Origin of the sequence: Clostridium beijerinckii HUN142, from assembly GCF_000621745.1 — a bacterium.
GTDB classification, from domain to species: domain Bacteria; phylum Bacillota; class Clostridia; order Clostridiales; family Clostridiaceae; genus Clostridium; species Clostridium beijerinckii_A.
In genome coordinates, this window is record NZ_KK211335.1 from 56,989 (window position 1) to 75,941 (window position 18,953).

General features: G+C 28.5%; 15 protein-coding genes. All 15 read left to right on the forward strand.

The window, feature by feature from the left end; translation table 11 throughout:
- The first annotated feature begins 9 nt into the window (after window positions 1-9).
- The gene (locus T483_RS0118495; RefSeq protein ID WP_026888162.1) at window positions 10-858 is read left to right on the forward strand and encodes a PP2C family protein-serine/threonine phosphatase; all 849 of its coding nucleotides are present in this window, start codon (window positions 10-12) and stop codon (window positions 856-858) included.
- A 75-nt stretch (window positions 859-933) separates the two neighbouring features.
- Complete coding sequence (locus tag T483_RS0118500; RefSeq protein ID WP_026888163.1) at window positions 934-2,772, forward strand: PP2C family protein-serine/threonine phosphatase; 1,839 nt, start codon at window positions 934-936, stop codon at window positions 2,770-2,772.
- A gap of 54 nt (window positions 2,773-2,826) precedes the next feature.
- Window positions 2,827-4,107 (forward strand): hypothetical protein, encoded by a 1,281-nt coding sequence (locus tag T483_RS0118505; protein ID WP_026888164.1) that lies wholly within the window; start codon window positions 2,827-2,829, stop codon window positions 4,105-4,107.
- On the forward strand, window positions 4,104-4,802 hold the full coding sequence (locus tag T483_RS0118510) for a hypothetical protein (RefSeq protein ID WP_026888165.1): 699 nt from the start codon (window positions 4,104-4,106) through the stop codon (window positions 4,800-4,802). The genes T483_RS0118505 and T483_RS0118510 overlap by 4 nt, the downstream gene beginning before the upstream one ends.
- 73 nt (window positions 4,803-4,875) lie before the next feature.
- Window positions 4,876-7,506, forward strand: a complete 2,631-nt coding sequence (locus tag T483_RS0118515; protein ID WP_026888166.1) for a molecular chaperone — start codon at window positions 4,876-4,878, stop codon at window positions 7,504-7,506.
- 463 nt (window positions 7,507-7,969) lie between these two features.
- Window positions 7,970-8,749: a hypothetical protein gene (locus tag T483_RS0118520; protein ID WP_026888167.1), complete on the forward strand. Its 780-nt coding sequence runs from the start codon at window positions 7,970-7,972 to the stop codon at window positions 8,747-8,749.
- Window positions 8,750-8,774: 25 nt separating this feature from the next.
- Window positions 8,775-9,365, forward strand: coding sequence for a hypothetical protein (locus tag T483_RS0118525; RefSeq protein WP_026888168.1), 591 nt, complete (start codon window positions 8,775-8,777; stop codon window positions 9,363-9,365).
- Window positions 9,366-9,386: 21 nt separating this feature from the next.
- On the forward strand, window positions 9,387-10,799 hold the full coding sequence (locus T483_RS0118530; RefSeq protein ID WP_026888169.1) for a hypothetical protein: 1,413 nt from the start codon (window positions 9,387-9,389) through the stop codon (window positions 10,797-10,799).
- A gap of 24 nt (window positions 10,800-10,823) precedes the next feature.
- Entirely contained in the window at window positions 10,824-11,435 is a 612-nt protein-coding gene (locus T483_RS0118535; RefSeq protein ID WP_026888170.1) for a hypothetical protein, read from the forward strand.
- 17 nt (window positions 11,436-11,452) lie between these two features.
- Window positions 11,453-11,980, forward strand: coding sequence for an imm11 family protein (locus tag T483_RS0118540; RefSeq protein ID WP_026888171.1), 528 nt, complete (start codon window positions 11,453-11,455; stop codon window positions 11,978-11,980).
- Between the two features lie 16 nt (window positions 11,981-11,996).
- Entirely contained in the window at window positions 11,997-12,395 is a 399-nt protein-coding gene (locus T483_RS0118545) for a DUF4280 domain-containing protein (protein ID WP_035790378.1), read from the forward strand.
- 35 nt (window positions 12,396-12,430) lie between these two features.
- Entirely contained in the window at window positions 12,431-14,734 is a 2,304-nt protein-coding gene (locus T483_RS32605) for a hypothetical protein (protein ID WP_347460309.1), read from the forward strand.
- A 361-nt stretch (window positions 14,735-15,095) separates the two neighbouring features.
- Entirely contained in the window at window positions 15,096-15,800 is a 705-nt protein-coding gene (locus T483_RS0118555; RefSeq protein ID WP_026888173.1) for a hypothetical protein, read from the forward strand.
- Window positions 15,801-16,340: 540 nt separating this feature from the next.
- On the forward strand, window positions 16,341-17,510 hold the full coding sequence (locus tag T483_RS32215) for a transposase (RefSeq protein ID WP_242841888.1): 1,170 nt from the start codon (window positions 16,341-16,343) through the stop codon (window positions 17,508-17,510).
- A 175-nt stretch (window positions 17,511-17,685) separates the two neighbouring features.
- Window positions 17,686-18,873 (forward strand): ADP-ribosylglycohydrolase family protein, encoded by a 1,188-nt coding sequence (locus T483_RS29450; protein ID WP_026888174.1) that lies wholly within the window; start codon window positions 17,686-17,688, stop codon window positions 18,871-18,873.
- The last annotated feature ends 80 nt before the right edge of the window (window positions 18,874-18,953 follow it).

The window sequence follows — 18,953 nt, forward strand, 5'->3', positions numbered from 1 at the left end:
ATATATAATATGATTAATGTTAATGATTACTCAAATTTGAAATTTATATTTTTACTATTAGCAGTGTTAATCCTGTTACTAATAGCACGAGATTTTCTAATAAGAAGAATTTATAAGCGAGAATTAGAGATAGCAAATGAAATATTTATTGGAAATGAAGAAATACAAGAGGATTATTTAGAAGTAGTAAATAAATCAAATGGAACCATGGCAGTTTTGGCAGATGGGTTAGGAAAAAATGAGGCAGGAAGAATTTCAAGCATTGTGGCTGTAAAAACAATAAGTAAGTTATTTAAAGAGGAAGGAAACAAGGAAAAGATAACATACTTTTTTAAGAAATCTTTTAATAAAGCCAGCCATGAAATTATAAAAAGAGTCGAAAAGGATAAGGGCGGAGCAAGTGTACTTAGTGTAATAATATATGATAATTTATTATCTTACGCTCTAGTTGGAGACGTTATGCTAGCCATTTTTAGAAATAAGGAACTTGTAAAACTAAGTAATGGTCATTCTATAAGTGAAGTAGCAAAAAAACAATATTATAATGGGAAAATCCAAAAAGACGAAGCTTTATATGCACTAAAGGAGAAGAAACTTCTATATTATATTGGACAAGAATCATTTAGAGATATAGAAATTTCTGAAACCCCAATTGAACTTCAGAAAAATGACATAATAATACTTATGAGTAGAGGTGCATATGAAGGCTTAAGATGGATAGAAATTGAAGGGATTTTAGGAAATAAAAAAGCCAATATAAATGAACTTTGTGGGCAAATAATGGAGAACGTTAAAGATAATAATAAAAATAATTGCAATGGCAGCATTATGCTTATGAAATATTGCGGTAAGAAATAAAAAACTTTAAAGGATAAAACTAAAGGAAAAACTAAATTGATTTAAACTAATAAAACTAAGTTAGGGTGGACGATAATGAGAAAGTTAAACTCGAAGTTTAAGACAAGCTTTATATCAGAAGAAGGAACTTTTCTACAAAATAAAGATTACTTCGCATTTGTTGAATTAGATAATTATGCATGTTATGTAGTAGCTGATGGAATAGATGAAGATAAGGAATTAGAAAGTGCAAAAATTGCAGTGACTACATTTATTAGAGATTTCACAGATAAGCCAACTATGAACAGATTCATTCTAAGAAAATACTTAAAGAATGCAAATAGTGAGTTAATAAGAAGCAGTAGGAATGTTAGATTAAAAGCATCAATTACGGTAGTTGTAACTAATTATAGTAAATTAATATATTCGGTTATAGGAAATACTAGATTTTACTACTTTAAGGATGGATATTTAAAGTATAAGAGTAAGGATCAGTCGTTAGCTCAAAATTTAGTAGATGATGAAATGATTTCATTAGATGCAATGTCAAAACATTTTGAGAGAAATAATCTTTCTTCCTATTTAGGACAAGATAATTTAAATAAACTTTATATATCAAAAAAAATTAAACTTTCTGATGGAGATGCATTTGCAATTCTTACAAAAGGAATATGGGAGAATTGCGATGCTAAGGAAATAGAGGACTCGCTAGAAGGTGCAAAGGAACCTAAAGAGGTTACTGATAATATTGAAGAAATGATTTTGTCAAAGCAGCTAAAGGAAATAGAAAACTATACATTAGCATTAACATTTGTAGAAAAGTCATACATAGATCCAAAAAGAAGCAAGAAAATAAAAATAGCTATAATAGTTGCAATACTCTTACTCTTAGTTATAGCAATAGGAGTAGGGGCATTTATAATTCATAAAAATAGAAAACAAGATGCTATTGCATCTATTAACGAAGGTAAGCAAAATGCAGAAGAATATATAAAAAACGGGAATATGGAAAAAGCAGATGAGGAATATAAGAAAGCTTTAGATACAGCTAAGAAATATAAACTTAAAGATGATATTGATAATTTAACTGAAGATTATAAGTACACAGAAATAGTATTAGATGGAGATAAAGATTTAGAAGGAAAAAAATATGATGATGCGTTAGATAAATATGTACTAGCTTTAGAAAAGTCAGGAGAAGCGGAAGAGGCTGGAAGTGACTATGTATTAAAGAAAATAGATATTGCAAAAGAATGTGTAAAAGTAGCTGATTTATTAACTTTAGCAGACAAGCAGTATGATGATAATGATTTAGACGGCGCATTAAAAAACTACTTAGATGTAAAAGATTTAGCAGTAGACTATTACTTAAAAGACGAAAAGAAAGAAGCAATGGATAAAATTCAAAAAATTTATGACCAAAAAGCAGCTGATGCAAAACAAAAAAAGGCTGACGATGATAAGGCCGCAGCAGATAAGAAGCAAGCGGATGATGATAGTAAAAAAGCAGCTGATGATGCAGCTAAAAAGGCAGCTGACGATAAAAAGGCTGCAGAAGATAAAGAAAATAAGGCCATAGATCTTAGAAAAAATGGAGATTTAAAATACACAGCAGGTGATTACGTAAGTGCAAAAATGTATTATGAATTGGCTAAAAAATCATTTGAGGATGTTAATGAAACTAGTTTAGCTGATGAATTAGTAGACAAAATAGCTCTTATGGATAAAAAAATCAGTGAAACTTCAGATAAAAAAAGTGAAGCTGATAAATATGCACAGGCGGCTGATGCAAAATATGCAGCTGGTGATAATGCTTCAGCAAAAGTATTATATCTTTTAGCAAAGGACGCATATAACAGCCTGGGAGATGCAGATAATGTAGCTAAAGTAAGTGAAAAAATCACAGCTATAGACAAGGCTTCTGCTAAGTCATAATCATAAGTTTTGAAATATATCTAAATAAACTAATAAGCAGATGTAGGTGAAAATATGGAGAATAGAATTTATGAGAAATTAAGTGAAATAAAAGATCTAAATGACAGAGTCCTGCTCAAAAAAATAATGAATAGTGTATTTGAAGAGCTAGAGGATCATTCTAATAATAGAATTAATGGATTAGAAAAAAGAGTTTTTAGTGAATTACATTATATAAAAGAAAAATATAATATCTACTCAACTATAGTTAAAAGAGACAGGTTTGATATAACCGATGAATTTCTATTTCCCATGTTATTAGAAGATACGGAAGAAAAAGTATATGATACTAAAGAAATTTTAAAAGTGCTTGAAGCTAGAGAAAGCAAGAAGCTGTTCAAGGTTTTTCTTAAATGTGATTATTTGATTTTTAAAGAATTTATCAGTAGAAATTCTAATATAAAGGGAGTAATAAAAACAGATAAGAAAACTTATGAAGCTCAATTTAAAGTTCAGGAAAATCATGAATATAAAAGCAAAGTTGAGAGGATATATAAAAGCTTTATAAATAGCAATATTGCATGGACAACAATTAATAATCCATATATTCATAAGATAGCAGATGTATTCTTAATTGGATGTGAAGATAAAATTCTAGAGGATGAAGAGATAATTGAAATTGTAATAGACTTTGGAGATTATAGCACGTACGTCAAATATAATATGGTTCCACTTTGGAACGTAAAGGAATTAAGCATAAAATGCAGCGGTTTTCCAATGCCATGTATCGATAAGGTGGGTTACGAACATGATATTTCAATTGAAAAAGAAGGAAAAGATAATGGATATCTAATAGATAGTAAGAATCCAGATATTAATTGGGCTATGTTTACAAAAGAATCAGTAATAATATCTTCTAATATTAAGGATTCTATAGAGTGGAATTTGTGGAGCATTATTAACTCTGATAAAAACAACCAAAAGAAATATGAGTATGAACTTATGACTAATCAAGTTAGTATAAACTTCTCTAATAAATTAGCTTTTGATAAATCATACACAATAAAAACAAAAACTGAGCTCGCAAGACTTATAAATTCATTTAAGGCTTCAAAATACTTGAAGTTTCATGATATTTCGCTTATGGAAAGTTCAAAAGAAGAGCGGAAGCACACTTATGAAGTAAATGACTTTATTATTGATGAAATAAGAGAAGAGAATATAAAAAAATCTCTTATTCTATACTTTGATCCAGTTGATAAGGAAAATTATTTAAATAAAGATATTTTAAGTTTCTTAGTATCTGAAGTTCAATTTATATATCCAGAATATAAGTGTGAAGGAAGATTGATATGAATTATATTTGGGAAGTGCTTCTAAAAGCAGATGAAGAAAACATTCCTAGAGAAGATATTAAGTTTGTTCAAGCTGATATTTTCAGTCCATATATGGAAATTGCTCTTAATAATTTAAATTCAAATTCTCTTCCGGAAGATAATGTTATCGAAGTAAATGAATATTATAGATTTTACGAGATTTTTAAGGATTTGTTTAATATAAATTTTCAAGAAAGTAAAGAGTTAAGAGAGACACTTTTAGATATATTATTGCATTATTTAGGAGAACTAGACTTAAAAAGCGGATTATGTAAAACAGAAATATATAAGAAGTTTTTATATAAGGATATATTAGATAACGTGTTTGGAGAAAAATTAAAGAAAAATATAATTTATTTTAATAAAGATGAAGTAGATGTTTTATTGAATGGTTTTATGACATTGTATAAAACAGGAACATCAATTCAATTGTTTAAGAAGATTTTTAAGGAAATATTCAAAAAAAGCATAATTTACTCCAGCAAGGAAAAGCCTAAAAATATTTATATTTATCTAGATGAAATAAAAAAAGTAGAGCTTGAAAATAAAGTTAGTTCTATAGTAGATACATTTTTACCAATAAATATGAAGCCATTAATATTTTGGGATAAGCATTTTGGGATTATTGGACTTAATGACACTATGAAAATCAATGAGGCAGTTATGGTTGAATAAGGTATATCAAGATAAAGACATTGATTTTAGTACATCCTAGTTTCATATGTTTTAACAGTTTAGGAGGATAAAGATGAGTTTATATTCATACAAGTTGCATAAAGGAAATGAAGAACATATTAAAAAAAGTAAGTATAAAGAAAAAAATCTAAGGCTCATGACAACTTTTCAACTAAGAGAAATATGTAATAAAGAAAAGCTGGTAAAGAGCATAATTAATCCTCTTGATAAAGAAGAACTTATAAGACTCATAATGAAATACAGAGGAGAAAAGGAAAGTAAACTCATAAAGAATTACTTAGTTGGAGGAATTGAAAGAGTTGAAAGATTTTTAAGCAGAAGTAATAAAGAAGTGATTAACAATAGATATATAGATTATCCTGGTAAGATAACTATTTATGAAAGCTTAGCTCTTGAAATTTATGATAATTATATTTTAAGAAGCAGCGAAAAGTTAGAAGAAGGCAATGTTCTTTTAGTTGATAGCAATTATAAGATTTGCACCATATTTAATGTTAAAAAATTGGTACAGAATAATAAAGAAGAGTATTACCTAATTAAAGGTGAATCTATAGAGGCAAGAGAATCTGAAAGTAAGCATTATAGTCTTTTATTTTTTTCAGAAAAAGATTCAGAGATTATTTATGATACTTATGAGGGAGATAATATAGAAGTCGATTATAATATAAAGTTTACGTCTTTGCCTATATTACAGTTTGAAGTAAAACCATTAAAAGAGACAAAAATGCCGCTTGCAATTGATTTTGGAACATCAAATACAACTGCTGGTATTTATATAGATAAAGAGATATTTCCAGGCTTAAATGAAAATTTAACTGATAATCGGGAATATGCAGATTACGAAAATGATAAAGTAAAATTCGTAAAAATAATAAATGAGAGCAAAGAAGATTTAGAAATAACACCACTTATACCAAGTATTGTAGGTGTTAAGAATATAAAAGAAGATGAAATAGAATACGCTTTTGGGCATGATGCAATGCTTGAGGCAAGAAGAAGATATGTGGATGATGGGATGAGTCTTTTTTATGACATAAAGAGGTGGATAAGTGACTTTGAAAAAAGTGAAAAAGTAATTGATGTAAAGAATAAAACTACCTTTATAAAAAGAAAAGACATTATAAAAGCATATCTAGAATACATTATATCTTTAGCACAGCAGAGATTTAAATGTAAGTTTAAAAATATCTATATATCCTGCCCATCAAAGCAAAAATATAAATTCCATACATTATTTAAAGATGTTTTAAGTGACTATACCGTTGAAAGTTCAAACATATTAGAAGAAAGTGCAGCTGTACTGTATAACACTATTTCAGATTTGATTGAAAAGAAGAAATATGTTCAAGGCGAATGGTATAAAGCTTTAATTATAGATTGTGGAGGGGGAACTACTGATCTTACTGGCTGTAGCTTTAGCATATCAAATAGCAGAGTCTCTTATAGATTAGATATAGAAACCTCCTATGAAAATGGAGATACGGACTTTGGCGGAAATAATCTTACTTTTAGAATATTGCAGTTAATAAAAATATTAATGGCAAATGCTTTAAGTAATTCTAAGAGTGAATTAAAAAAAGCAATAATAGATGAATTTAACATAGATATATTTAGATTCATAGATAAATCTGGAATTAATGAATTATACGAAACTTTAAATGAAGAATACGAAAAGGCAGAAGGAGTAATTCCAACAAAATTTCAGCTATATGAAACAAGAAGTAAAGAAGATTACTGTAAGGTGAGAAGTAATTACTATTTCTTATTTGATCTAGCAGAAGAGGTAAAGAAATTATTCTTTTCTAATCCAGATATTTTAAAGGTTTTATTAACGTCTAAGGAAGAGACAAGTTTAGATGAAAATATAATAAATTTTGATAAATGGAAATTATCTTACATTAACAAAGGAACTCTACAGGTGGTAAAGGAAGCTCCAAGTATAACTCTTAGTATCTATGAAATTGAAACCTTAATAAAAGGTGATGTTTATAACATAATAAAGAAATTTTTAGAAAAGTTATATGAAAATGATGAGTTATACGATTATTCCCTAATCAAATTAACAGGGCAATCATGTAAGGTGGATATATTTAGAGATGCACTAAAAGAATTTATACCTGGAAAAATAATTGAAATAAATAAGAGCAAAAAGGAAGTTAAAGAAGAGTATGAATTAAAATTATCCTGTCTTAAAGGAGCTCTAAAATATCTATATGATAAAAATTTTGGTTATGCAGATATAAATATAGAAAGTAAAAAGCCTACTCTTCCATATTTATTAACAGCCTACACTCATGCTGGAGAGCAAAAAACACTAATTAAAGGTAGGGAAATAAATAAAGGGTTTATTTCTAGGTTCATGGATAGGATTCTACTTAAATTATATTTAAAAGATAGCAATGATAATGTGAAATACGAATACAATTATCAATTTAATGAGGAAGAATTAGAAAAGACAAACGCAAGGAAAATAGGAGAAAGATATCCAAATATAAATCAGCACGAAACAGATAATATAGAAAATAATGAAGTGAAATTCTTTGTATGGGAAGAAGAAGAGCTATGGGGATTTTATGTATTAGCTATTTTAAGAAAAGAAGAGGAACTTTATATAGGGCAAGAAAAGTTCTTCTACTTTGAAAATGATAGATGGGAGAGAAACTTCTTTGATGGACTTAAATAAGTTCAGGTGAAAATACCGAAATCAAATACATTGTTCTTCCGCAGGACTATGAAAATATCGCTGAAAGCACTAAATGGAAGCTTGCACCTAGATTAGCATGCTCCTACTTTCAGTATGACAAGCTAATCTAGAACAAGCTTCCATTAACTGCTTTTGGCAGTGATATTTTCAAATGCCTGCTCCAGAAAAATGTATCTGATTTCTTAAATATTCTGAAGAATATATATTCTTCAGAATTTTAGAAGTTAAGAATATAAGAATATAAGAATATCTGAGAAAATTTGACTCAAATGTGTTTGGTGGGTATTTACAGAGTAAGCGACGATCATCAAATCATAAGTAGATTGAGTGAAAGTCCTGCTAACCGGATACAAAATTTAAAGAATAACTTTTAGGTTATTTGTCTAAGAACTTGCTTGTAAGATATGGATTGTGAGAGTTGGATGAAAAGGAGGGAAGAAAGGTGTTTCAAAATAATTATCCGCTTTTTAATAGCGGACGACTTTTAAAAATAGAGATGCTGGAGGAGCTTAGAAATTTTCCGAGGGGATTTTTTGATGCAAGGATTAAGGGATATTCTAATGGAATAATCTGCGGATGCGAGATAGAGGTTTCTGATAACTACATAAAGATATTGGAAGGAATAATAAAATATCAAGATTTGATTTATCTTTTAAAAGAAGATATCAAGGTTGAATATACCTGTAATAATAAGCTTATGCTTTTAAAAATAAAATTTTTACCTGAAATACAAGATAGTGATTTTAAAATGAATTCAACAGAAGTCTATTTAGATGAAAAGTTAGATATTAAAGAAAATGAGATTGAAATTTGCAGGTTTAAATTAAGAGCGGGTGCAAAGCTTAGAACAGACCATACAGATTTTATTGATTTAAGTACGGAATACGATACGGTAAATACAATATATGCTCCTTACGCAGCTTACGGAAGTAGCAGCTTAAGTCCTGAAATTTTAAGAAGATTTGGAAGAGAATTATTAGAGTGTAATTTAAGCGAAGCTTGGGATATATCCTTTGCAATGATGTGTGTTCAGAGCAAGGATGCCCTTCAAAAAGAAATAATAATAAGTTATCTGGTAAACAAACTAGATATTGAAGTGAAAGATTATAACAATGAGGATTTATACTTGTACCTTTCAGAAGTATTAAGAAATGCTAAAGATGGAGCAAAAGGTAATGGGCGCAGAGGTAATGGCAGATTCAAAAAGATACTGATTGATTAATTGATATTCAAGGAGGAAGAGGAGAATGGAGAAAATGGTTGATGAGAAGATTTTAGAATATATAAATGCAGCAGAAAAGAAGGAAGCTCAAAAGGATATCTCCAATGGAGCAATAAAAATTGGACAGAGATACTATGAGTTTGAAGAAACGGAATTTTTTGAAGGTAAGTTAAAAATGTATATTCCAAAAGATTTTCAAGATATGCCATTGGAAGCAAGAAAATTTAAATATCCATCAGAAAATAGACCTGAAATAATAAAATGTAATGAAGATGGAAGTATAGCAGTAACTTTTAAATTAATAGAGAGTATTTTAACGGAAGAATATGTAGAACAGCTTAGGGATATGATGAAAGCAATTAATAAGAGACTTAATCCAGCTAACATATATTTTGATGAAGAAATTTTAGAAGTAGATGGAAAGAATATAGGATACTTTGATTTTAAAAGTTCTGCTATAGATGATTTTTTATATAATTATATGTTTTTTTTATCTCTTGAAGGAAAAACAGTAATTGGAACTTTTAGCTGTATTTTTAGCGATTATGCTGAATGGAAAGATATTATAATGCAAATGGTTAACACTATAAGAATAAAAAAAGAAGAAAATAATTAATTAGTTGAGGGAGATGGGAGAATGAGTAACGGTTATGTATATACTCAAGGAGATATTATAGTAGAACCTTATAAGTTTAATAAAATCTTGAATTTAAAAATAGAAAAGGAGCCTAATGAACATTCAAAGCTTCATATAAGTGGTTTTATTTCAGCTGAGGATTCTGACAAATATGTAGAGGTCGCTAATGATGACTCATATATTAAAGTATCTGTAAAAGATGATCGAAATAATGTAAAAGATTTATTTATAGGAATGATAACTAATATAGGAATAGAATCTATAGATGATGTAAAAAAATTAGATATTGAAGCTTTAAGCTACACTTTTAAAATGGATATAGAAAGGAAGTGCCGTAGTTTTCAAGGGGAAGGTTTAACCTATAGAGAAATTTTTAATACTATAAACAGTGTTTATGGAGATATTCAAATGATAGATTATGTTTCGGCTGGACGGACTATTGATTATATTGTAGTTCAATATAATGAAACAGATTGGGAATTTTTAAAAAGATTAGCTTCACATTTTAATGTAGCAATTATTGATGAATGCACTCTTCCAGGAATTAAGTATTCCATAGGACGTGGGGAAAGTGCGCTATACGAAATAGAAGAATATAATTATTCCATTAATAAAGGGTTAAAAGAATACAAAATCCAATCAAGTAATAACAATTATCAATTAAATGATATAGATTTAATCAGCTTCGAGGTTTCTACTCATCTTATTATAGGTCTGTATAATACGATTCATTTTAAAGATAGATATTTAAATCTTTATAAATCGGAATTAAAAATTCATAATGGTGTAATTACAAATAACTATATTTTAAGAGATGATAATGGAATGAAAGTAAGAAAGTTGAATAATGAGAATATTGTTGGCGTTTCCATAGATGGCTATGTTATTGCTGTTTACAATGATTATGTAAGGACTTCTCTTAGAATAGATGGTTATTCTAATACAATTGACAAAACTGTATGGATGCCATATTCAACAGTATTTTCTTCACCAGATGGGACAGGGTGGTATTGTATGCCCGAAATTGGAGATAAAATACGAGTATATTTTCCAGACAGCACAGAAAAAAATTGTTATGTAATAAGCTCAGTTAATGTAGAGTCAAGTGATTCTTCTAGACGAAGTGATCCTTCTGTAAAAAGCTTTAGTACAAAGTATGGAAAAGAAATAATAATGAGACCGGGAGGTATAGATATTATTTCAGGAGGAAATTCTATGAGTTTAAGCGATGATGGCGGAATAGAAGTAAACAGTGGCAGCAAGATCGTACTAGAGGCTGGAGATGACATTGAAATAAATGGTGGATCAGTAAGCATTGAAGGTGGTGGGGGAATAAATTTGTCCCAAGCTGGTGCAAACATGAGTATACAAGATAATATAACTGTAAGCGGTGGAAAGGTAAATATTCAATAATATATTTTATAGAGGTTCAAAAATATGATAATAAAAGTTGATAAAGAAAAAGTGCTGAAAGAGTTTGAGGAGAAATATGTAAAAAATAGATATATTAATGAGTATAAAAATATTCAAGAAAGATACAGAATAGATGGAGAGCGTATTAGAGAACATTTATTTATAAAATTTGATTCGGTCTGTAAGAAAGTAATTTTATATCAAGAAAAAGGATTAAAAGGAGAAATAGAATATATATACGTTTCATTATTAAGGACGAGCCTTATTGAAAATAAAGGAGAATATAGAATTGATTTATATGATGAAAATTGGTTTTTAGATAAAGAAGAGTGTTCAATAAATATAAATTTAGATTTTATTTATGAGCCTTTATTTAATCATATGAAGGAACTTTCTGATAAGAAAAATGAATATGGTAGAACTATAAAGGAAATGGATATCGAAAATATAAAGTTAAGAGAGGCAAAAAACTATCATGTTTTGGCATTGGAGTTTCTGAAAACTATAATAGAAGAATTCGTAAAAATCGATTCTTATAAAAACATAAAAAAGAAAGAAAATATAAGAATTATGGCGGGCGAATATATGGATATTACAACTAGAATATATCCTAAGAATCAAAAGAATGATGTATAAAGAGGATGAAAAAAATTATGGACTATTTTTTATTAAAACAAGATAAAAGATATACAAATACGCCAAAACTTATGAATGTATTTAATAAAATTGATATTAGAAATATTAACTTATTAAATGCTCATAAAATTGAAGATATGATTATATTTAATATAAAGTGTAATGAAGAAACTGAATTCTTAGATATTTTAGATACTCAACTATTTCTCATATCAGAAGATATGAAGAAAATAATAGAAAAGTATAATGTAGATATTATATTTAAAATTATTCCACTTATAGATTTATCTCATGAAAGGCAGGAAAATTATTATTTACCAATAATTGAAGAATTAAATTGCTTAAGTGAAAAATCGGAATTTAATTTATATAGGACCGAAATTAAAAAAATTATATTAAATAGTGAAAAAATAAAAGGGAAAAAGATTTTTAAAATAAAAGAAAGTTCAAAGACATTAATAGTAGTAAGGTTAGATGTTGCTGAAAGTTTACTTAGAAGAGAATATAAAGGAATATATTTAGAAAGATTAGAAATTGAAGATTGAGTAAATAAAATAGGAGATGATAAGTGTGGCAGATAATATTGCTTATGTAGTTAGAGGAGCTAGAATGAAATGTGATAAAGGTACTCACACAAGAAAGATAAATCTTCCTGTAAGTCATGGAACATATGCAAATAAAAACCCTATGATGAATAAAGGAGATATGGTAGTAGATAAGAATATTAGTTATTTTGGAGTATGTAACGGAGACTGTCCGTCTAATGGTGCTGATATTGCATTAGTAACAGAAACTGGAGGAATAGTTACAGGGAAAAAATGTCAAGTGAAAACATTAAACGATTGGATAAATGCTAAAGAAGATACTCTAGTTGAAGGAAAAGCTGCATTGACAGAAAAGTCAATATTAGTATGTGCATATGGTGGACAGATAAAATTTGTTGCCAATGGTCAAAAATAAAGAATAAATTTAGAGTGTGAGCAGGAGGTAAATATATGGGAGAAATTCATAGGCTAAGAGTTGAATCACCTTACGAGTTAATGAAAATATTAGATATAAAAATTGAGAATAAGCCTAATGAGCATGGCTATTTATTTTTAAAATGTTTAATAGATGAAAAAATAAATTTTGATTCCGCCATAAAAGCTTCCGCTAATGATAAAATATGTGTTTACGAAGCACCAGAAGATGAAAACATAAGCTATAATGAAAACTCTGTAAATATTAATATAGTAGATGAAAGAGTTTGCAAAGTTCTATTTAAAGGAATAGTTGAAAATATTAATACAAGAAATGTTGATGGGGTTTACTATATAGAAATACAGGCATTAACAATTAGCAGCCAATTAGATATAGAAGAAAAAAGCAGATCATTTCAAAATGTAAATATGACATACGACGATTTAATAAATGAAATATTAAGCGAATATTTAGGCTATGGATTTAAGCAATTCATAGGAAATGGACAACCAATAGGTAAACCACTATTTCAATATAGAGAAACAGATTGGAGCTTTTTTAAGAGAGTTGCAAGTGAATTAAAATCAGATATTTATTGTGATATAATGGAAATTAAGAATATATTCAATTTTGGAAGACCACAAGAACATGCATATACATTAAAAGACAGTATTAGCTATAAAGCATGGAAAAATTTAAAAAAGTTTTACCAAGCTAGCGGTAGTGGTAAGTATAATGATACAGATTATTTTTATTATGAAGTAAAAATAAGGGATAAACTTGAAATTTGTTCTCAAATTTATTTTAAGCAAAAAGAATTATATATTAGAGATTATGAAGCTTATGTAGACAGAGGGGAATTAATTTATAATTATAAAATATGCAGGAAAGATGGTGTATGGCAGGAGAGAATATATAACAAATATTTAAAAGGAGCAGCTATCGAAGGAAAAGTCCTTGCAGTACAAGGCGAAATGGTAAAACTTCATCTAGATATAGATAAAAATCAAAGTGAAGATGAAGCAACTTGGTTTTACTATGCACCAATAACAGGAAATATATTATATTCAATGCCACTAGTTGGTGAAAGTGCAATGTTATATTTTCCTAATGAAACCACTGAAAATCCAATGGTAACAAGCTGTGTACGAAAAAATAGAGCTACTTGTGATAGGCTCTATGATACTGCTAATAGATATTTTGAAACTGAATATGGTAAAGTGATAGAAATGCTTCCAGATGCTTTAAATATAAAAAGTGGAAGCGAAGAAAATTTAAGTATAAAATTTGAAGATGAAACAGGGGTAACAATTAAAAGCCCAAGTGGTTTAAGTTTAAATGCAGGTGGAGAAGTATTAATAAGTACACCTAATAATGTAAATATAAATGCTACAAGTCAAATATTAATGAAAAAAGGAAAAACATCAAATGTATCATTAGAAGGTGAAATCAATATTTCTGGTGGAGCAACAGTAAGTAATGGAAGTGATAGAACAGCATTTCCTAAGTTTACAGATGATGAACCAATACAAGTACAGATTGTAGTAGAACCAAAACCATTAGAAGGACATCTTATAACTAAGGATTCAGCAAAATTATTAAAGGATGTAAATGGAAATGATATTAGTTTTGCTGATGCATGCAGTGCAATAAACGCATTACAAGGAAGTAAGCTTTCATGTGGATCAGTTATTACTAATGGAGATAGCAATAGTAGTGAGGATAATTCTAATTCAAGTAATAGTAGTTGGAATCAATTTAATACATCACCATTTTTAAGCCCTGGTAATTTTGTGTCAGAAATTGCAAGTGGAGTTCAAAGTCTTGGAGATTGGGGGTTAAGATATATACCTCAGAAGATACAAGAAGAAGCTAGACCAAGTAACATTGGGCTAGGCACATGGGCAAGAAATAAGGCGGAAGCAATAGCTGAAACTGAAAAACAATTTGGTAAATTATCTAAGAATGGCGGTTTTTTAGTCAAGGGAGCAATTGGAGTTGACATTCTATATTCTGCAATTGATGATGCACACAATATCGATGTTCCGGCTGGAAAAGTTATGACAAATATGGTTGTTAATGCTGGATTTGATTATGCAGGATTGGAGGCATCAACTATAGTTGGATCATATGGAGGTCCTTGGGGGGCAGTAGCTGGTTTTATATTTGGATTAGTTTATATTGGAGCTACACAAGTTTGGACACCAGGTGGTAAATCATTGCAAGATCGTGCAAAAGATGCAGTATATGATAATATAAGTGATCCACAGGTATCTGAACCAAGAATTAGTCAAGGTATGTGGAATGAGGATCCATCATGGTCATCACAAATGAGATAAAGCTAATCTTAAAAAATTATATAATATAGAATAATTGAACTAGAAATAACTTTATAAAGAACATAGTGAAATATGGTAAGGAATTTAAAAATGTTAGCATTCTAAAAATCAAACTATTAACAAGAAACTGTAATATAAATGTCTTTTGGGGATGAGTTTAAAAATAATATTAATGAGACAATTTACTTCATCTCCAATTTAAAATATAATATAGGATAAATTGAAATCATATTTTATAATAGGAGTTCTATTTGTTCTGTTTATGAATAATTCTTTATTTTAGAGCTAAAGTAATTAATAATAAATTAATAATTTACTATAAAAAAATAGATTTAATTATTCTGCTAGGGAGGGTTATACTGTGGAAAATAATAACAGAACATCAATACCGTTCATAATATATCTTATTCCACTTTTTTTTTCGGTGGCTGTATCATTAGTACTAAATCAGGCATACTATAATTTTCAAACATCAGTTTTTTCAAATGAAAATACATTATTGTTTGTAAATAATAAAATAGCAGGTTTCATTATATTTTTTTCGCCTGCTATAATGATAGCATGTATAATTTTAAGGATTAAAAATTATGTTTCGATAAAGATTATGAAAATTAAAATTTTTTCATTTATTACTATTTTAACATTTGTAATATCAGTATTTATATTAGTAGGCCAGTTTTTTGAATATACTGATATAAACAAAGAGGTGATCCATGTCAGAAATGGTTTGTTTTTTACAGATAGGAATTATATATGGGATGATGTTGCCTATGCAGAAGTTTCGTATGAAAGTGGAAACAAAGGCAAAATAGATATTATTTATAATATTTACTTAAATGATGGAACCAAAATAAATGTCCGTAATTCCAATGATTTTTTTAGCAAAATAGTTAATTTAGATAATTTTATGAAAGATAAGAAAATTAAAATCAATAGAAAAACTATACAGTCTAAGGATTATACTAGCATCGAAAATACATATAATAATAATAAAAAAGGAAAGGATATTTCTGACACAATGCAGGTGGTCTTACAGATATTAAATGGACAAAATATTAATAAGTAATGTGATAGAGATAAATATAATTTGTTATAAGTGAAATTATAAGAGTGGTATAATACACCTCAAGAACAAGCAAATGTAAATAATAGGGAAAATATACGCAAATGATTTATTGATTTGAATATTAATTCTAGTGATTGCATTTAGAGCAATAAAAGTATATATAATATACGTATTAAACTAAATGTAGAAGGCAGATGCTAAAAAAGTACTCAGAAGAGATTAGTGAAGATATTAAAAAGAACGGATTAGATAAGTATTATGAGAGCCTTAGTACTGAAGAACTTAGAAAAAATATGAAGAATTAAACAATATTGATAATACAATTGATTATGGAAAAGATTTGTATAAGCTGGCTGAAGTCAGCAATTTAGCTTCTAAATCGTAAAACCATTGAAATTAGTAGTGTTTTTAGCAATTTAAAAAGTGTATCAAATTCGGAGAATTTTCACTATAAAAGGAAACCTCATTTTTGTTAAACTAATAACCGAAATGAGGTTTTATAAATTGAGGAAAAATTACTTTGCTAAGTTAATAAGATACATGAAAAATGTATATCATATTGAAAATGGATTAAATAAATTAACAGATGGGAGAGTTAATCCTACATATGATACAGCAAAGGCTGTAACACTTGTACTAATGGGCTTTTTACTTAGAATCAAAAGTTTTAATGAATTGAATTTGATGATTAAAAATAATGAATTCAGCAAACTATTTCCAAGAGGTACAAGGCTGCCATTGGTTGATAGTATTAGAGATACTTTAAAGGTTATTGATATTAAAGGCTTAAAAGAAATAAATGAATATATAATAAAGAAGGCAGTAGACAATAAAGTTTTTGAAAATGGAACAATTGATGGATGTACAGTGGCCGCTATAGATGGAACAAAGTTCTTCGGAAGTAATAAGAAAAGCTGCCCAGAATGCTTAAGGAATAAATCTCATTGTTTTCATAGTGGAGTCGTCATGTCAATAGTTGGAGATGGGCGAAAGCTTGTTATTTACTTTGAAAATTATAGACATGGACAAGATTTAGAATCAAAGGATGAGGGAGAACAAAATGTGGCAAAAAGGCTAATTACAGATGTAGTAAGAGTTCACAAAAATTTAATTGATGTTGTAGTTTATGATGCTCTTGCCTGTAGTTCCGTTTGGATTAATCATTGTAGGCATCATGGTGTTGATACAATTGTTAGAACGAAGAATAACAATAATAAAAGCATTAGAGAAGTGAAAAAGAGAGTAAATAAGTCAGAGAAAGCTGAAGTTTGGACAGATGAAAGAGGTTTTGAAAAAATTGAAGTATATGAGTTAGTATTTATTATGGACAATGTAAAAGAGCCATTGCGTTTTGTGAAATATGCAATGAAATACCCAAATAAAAAGAGGTCACAAATAATGATTATAACGACTTGTATGGATATGGAACTTGAAACTTTATTTAAGATAATAAGAGCACGCTGGGATATTGAAAATTCAATTTTTAGTAATTTGAAAAAAGAAAGTGGCTTAGAACATTGCTTTATGCATGGAGGTAAAGCAGTTGAAGCAGTAATTTATTTGATATTTATTGCATCAAACATAATGCAATTATTTCTATTTAGGCGGTTGAGAAAGCATTTTTCAACACAACGAGAAATTGTAAGACTTTTGCTAAAGGGATTGTATTTGATTGAATATAAATCAGAGTTGGTTTTCAATAGTGATTAAAGAGTAAAAAAACATAATAATGGAGAAATAATTTTTGGGGTAGGGGAAAGTCTACCTATTTTTAGAATATTGAATGTTTTCAAGTAAGGATTAATGGAAAATATTTATAAATTTATGTATAATTATAGCAAAAGCTAGATTGCTCAGTAATAATAAAATAAAGGAGAATATATTGATGAGCAAAGAAAAAAAGCAACTTCCGATTAGTGAACGTTGGAAATTGGATATAGAATCTTATGAAAGGTACGGAAGTGGAGGAAATGTTTTAATATCTATCCCACAATGTGAAAAATGCAAGCATTTTGTAAAAGGAAATGCGCTTCATTGTAAAATGTATGATAATGAAAATAAACCTGAATATGTTATGTTTCCAAGCAAGGAATGTCCAAAGTATGAGAGTATTGAATTAATAGACATTGCAATAAATAACCAGTATGATAGTAAAATGTTTGGTGGACTATTTGGATTTTGTGTCGGAGATGCTTTGGGAGTTCCTGTAGAGTTTTCTACTAGAGATGAAAGAAAAAGAGATCCTATAAAAGAGATGAGGGCATATGGAACATATCATCAACCATTTGGTACCTGGTCAGACGATACTTCATTAACATTATGTCTAGTTGAAAGTATTAATAACGATTATTCTGTACAAAGAGTAGCAGAAAATTTTATAAAGTATTACAGAGGTGGATACTTAACACCATATGGTGAGGTCTTTGATATTGGGAATTCTACTAGAGATGCTATTGATAGAATGATACATGGAATAAATCCTGTAGAATGTGGCGGAAAAACTGAGCAAGATAATGGTAATGGTTCATTAATGAGAGTTTTACCATTGGCATATTATGTAAAAATAATGTTGCCAATTAAGAGAATAGAAATAGTTGAAGAAGTATCATCATTGACGCATTCACATAAACGTTCCAAGTTTGCTTGCATTTTCTATATAGAGTTTGTGATAAATTTACTGCATGGAAATAAAAAGGATGATGCATACAAGAAGACTATTGAATTTGTAAAGAAATATTGCATAGAAAGTTATTCTCAAGAAATAGATAATTACAGAAGAATATTAGATGGGACAATAGCAACTTGTGACGAAGAGCAAATAAACTCATCAGGATATGTAATAGATACACTTGAAGCAGCAGTATGGTCATTTTTAAAAACAGACAGTTATAATGAAGCTGTTTTTAAAGTAATTAATTTGGGCGGTGATACAGATACTATTGCGGCAATTGTTGGTGGAATGGCAGGAACATATTATGGCTTTCAAGCTATTCCTGATAATTGGGTACAAAACTTGGCAAGAAAAGAAGAAATTTATGAGATGTTAACTATATTTAGAAATGTAGAAAAATAATTGTTATTTTTAAAATATTATTTTCACTGAAAAAAGTAAGTATAGTGACTGCAATATATTCAGCAATTTAGCTACTAAAT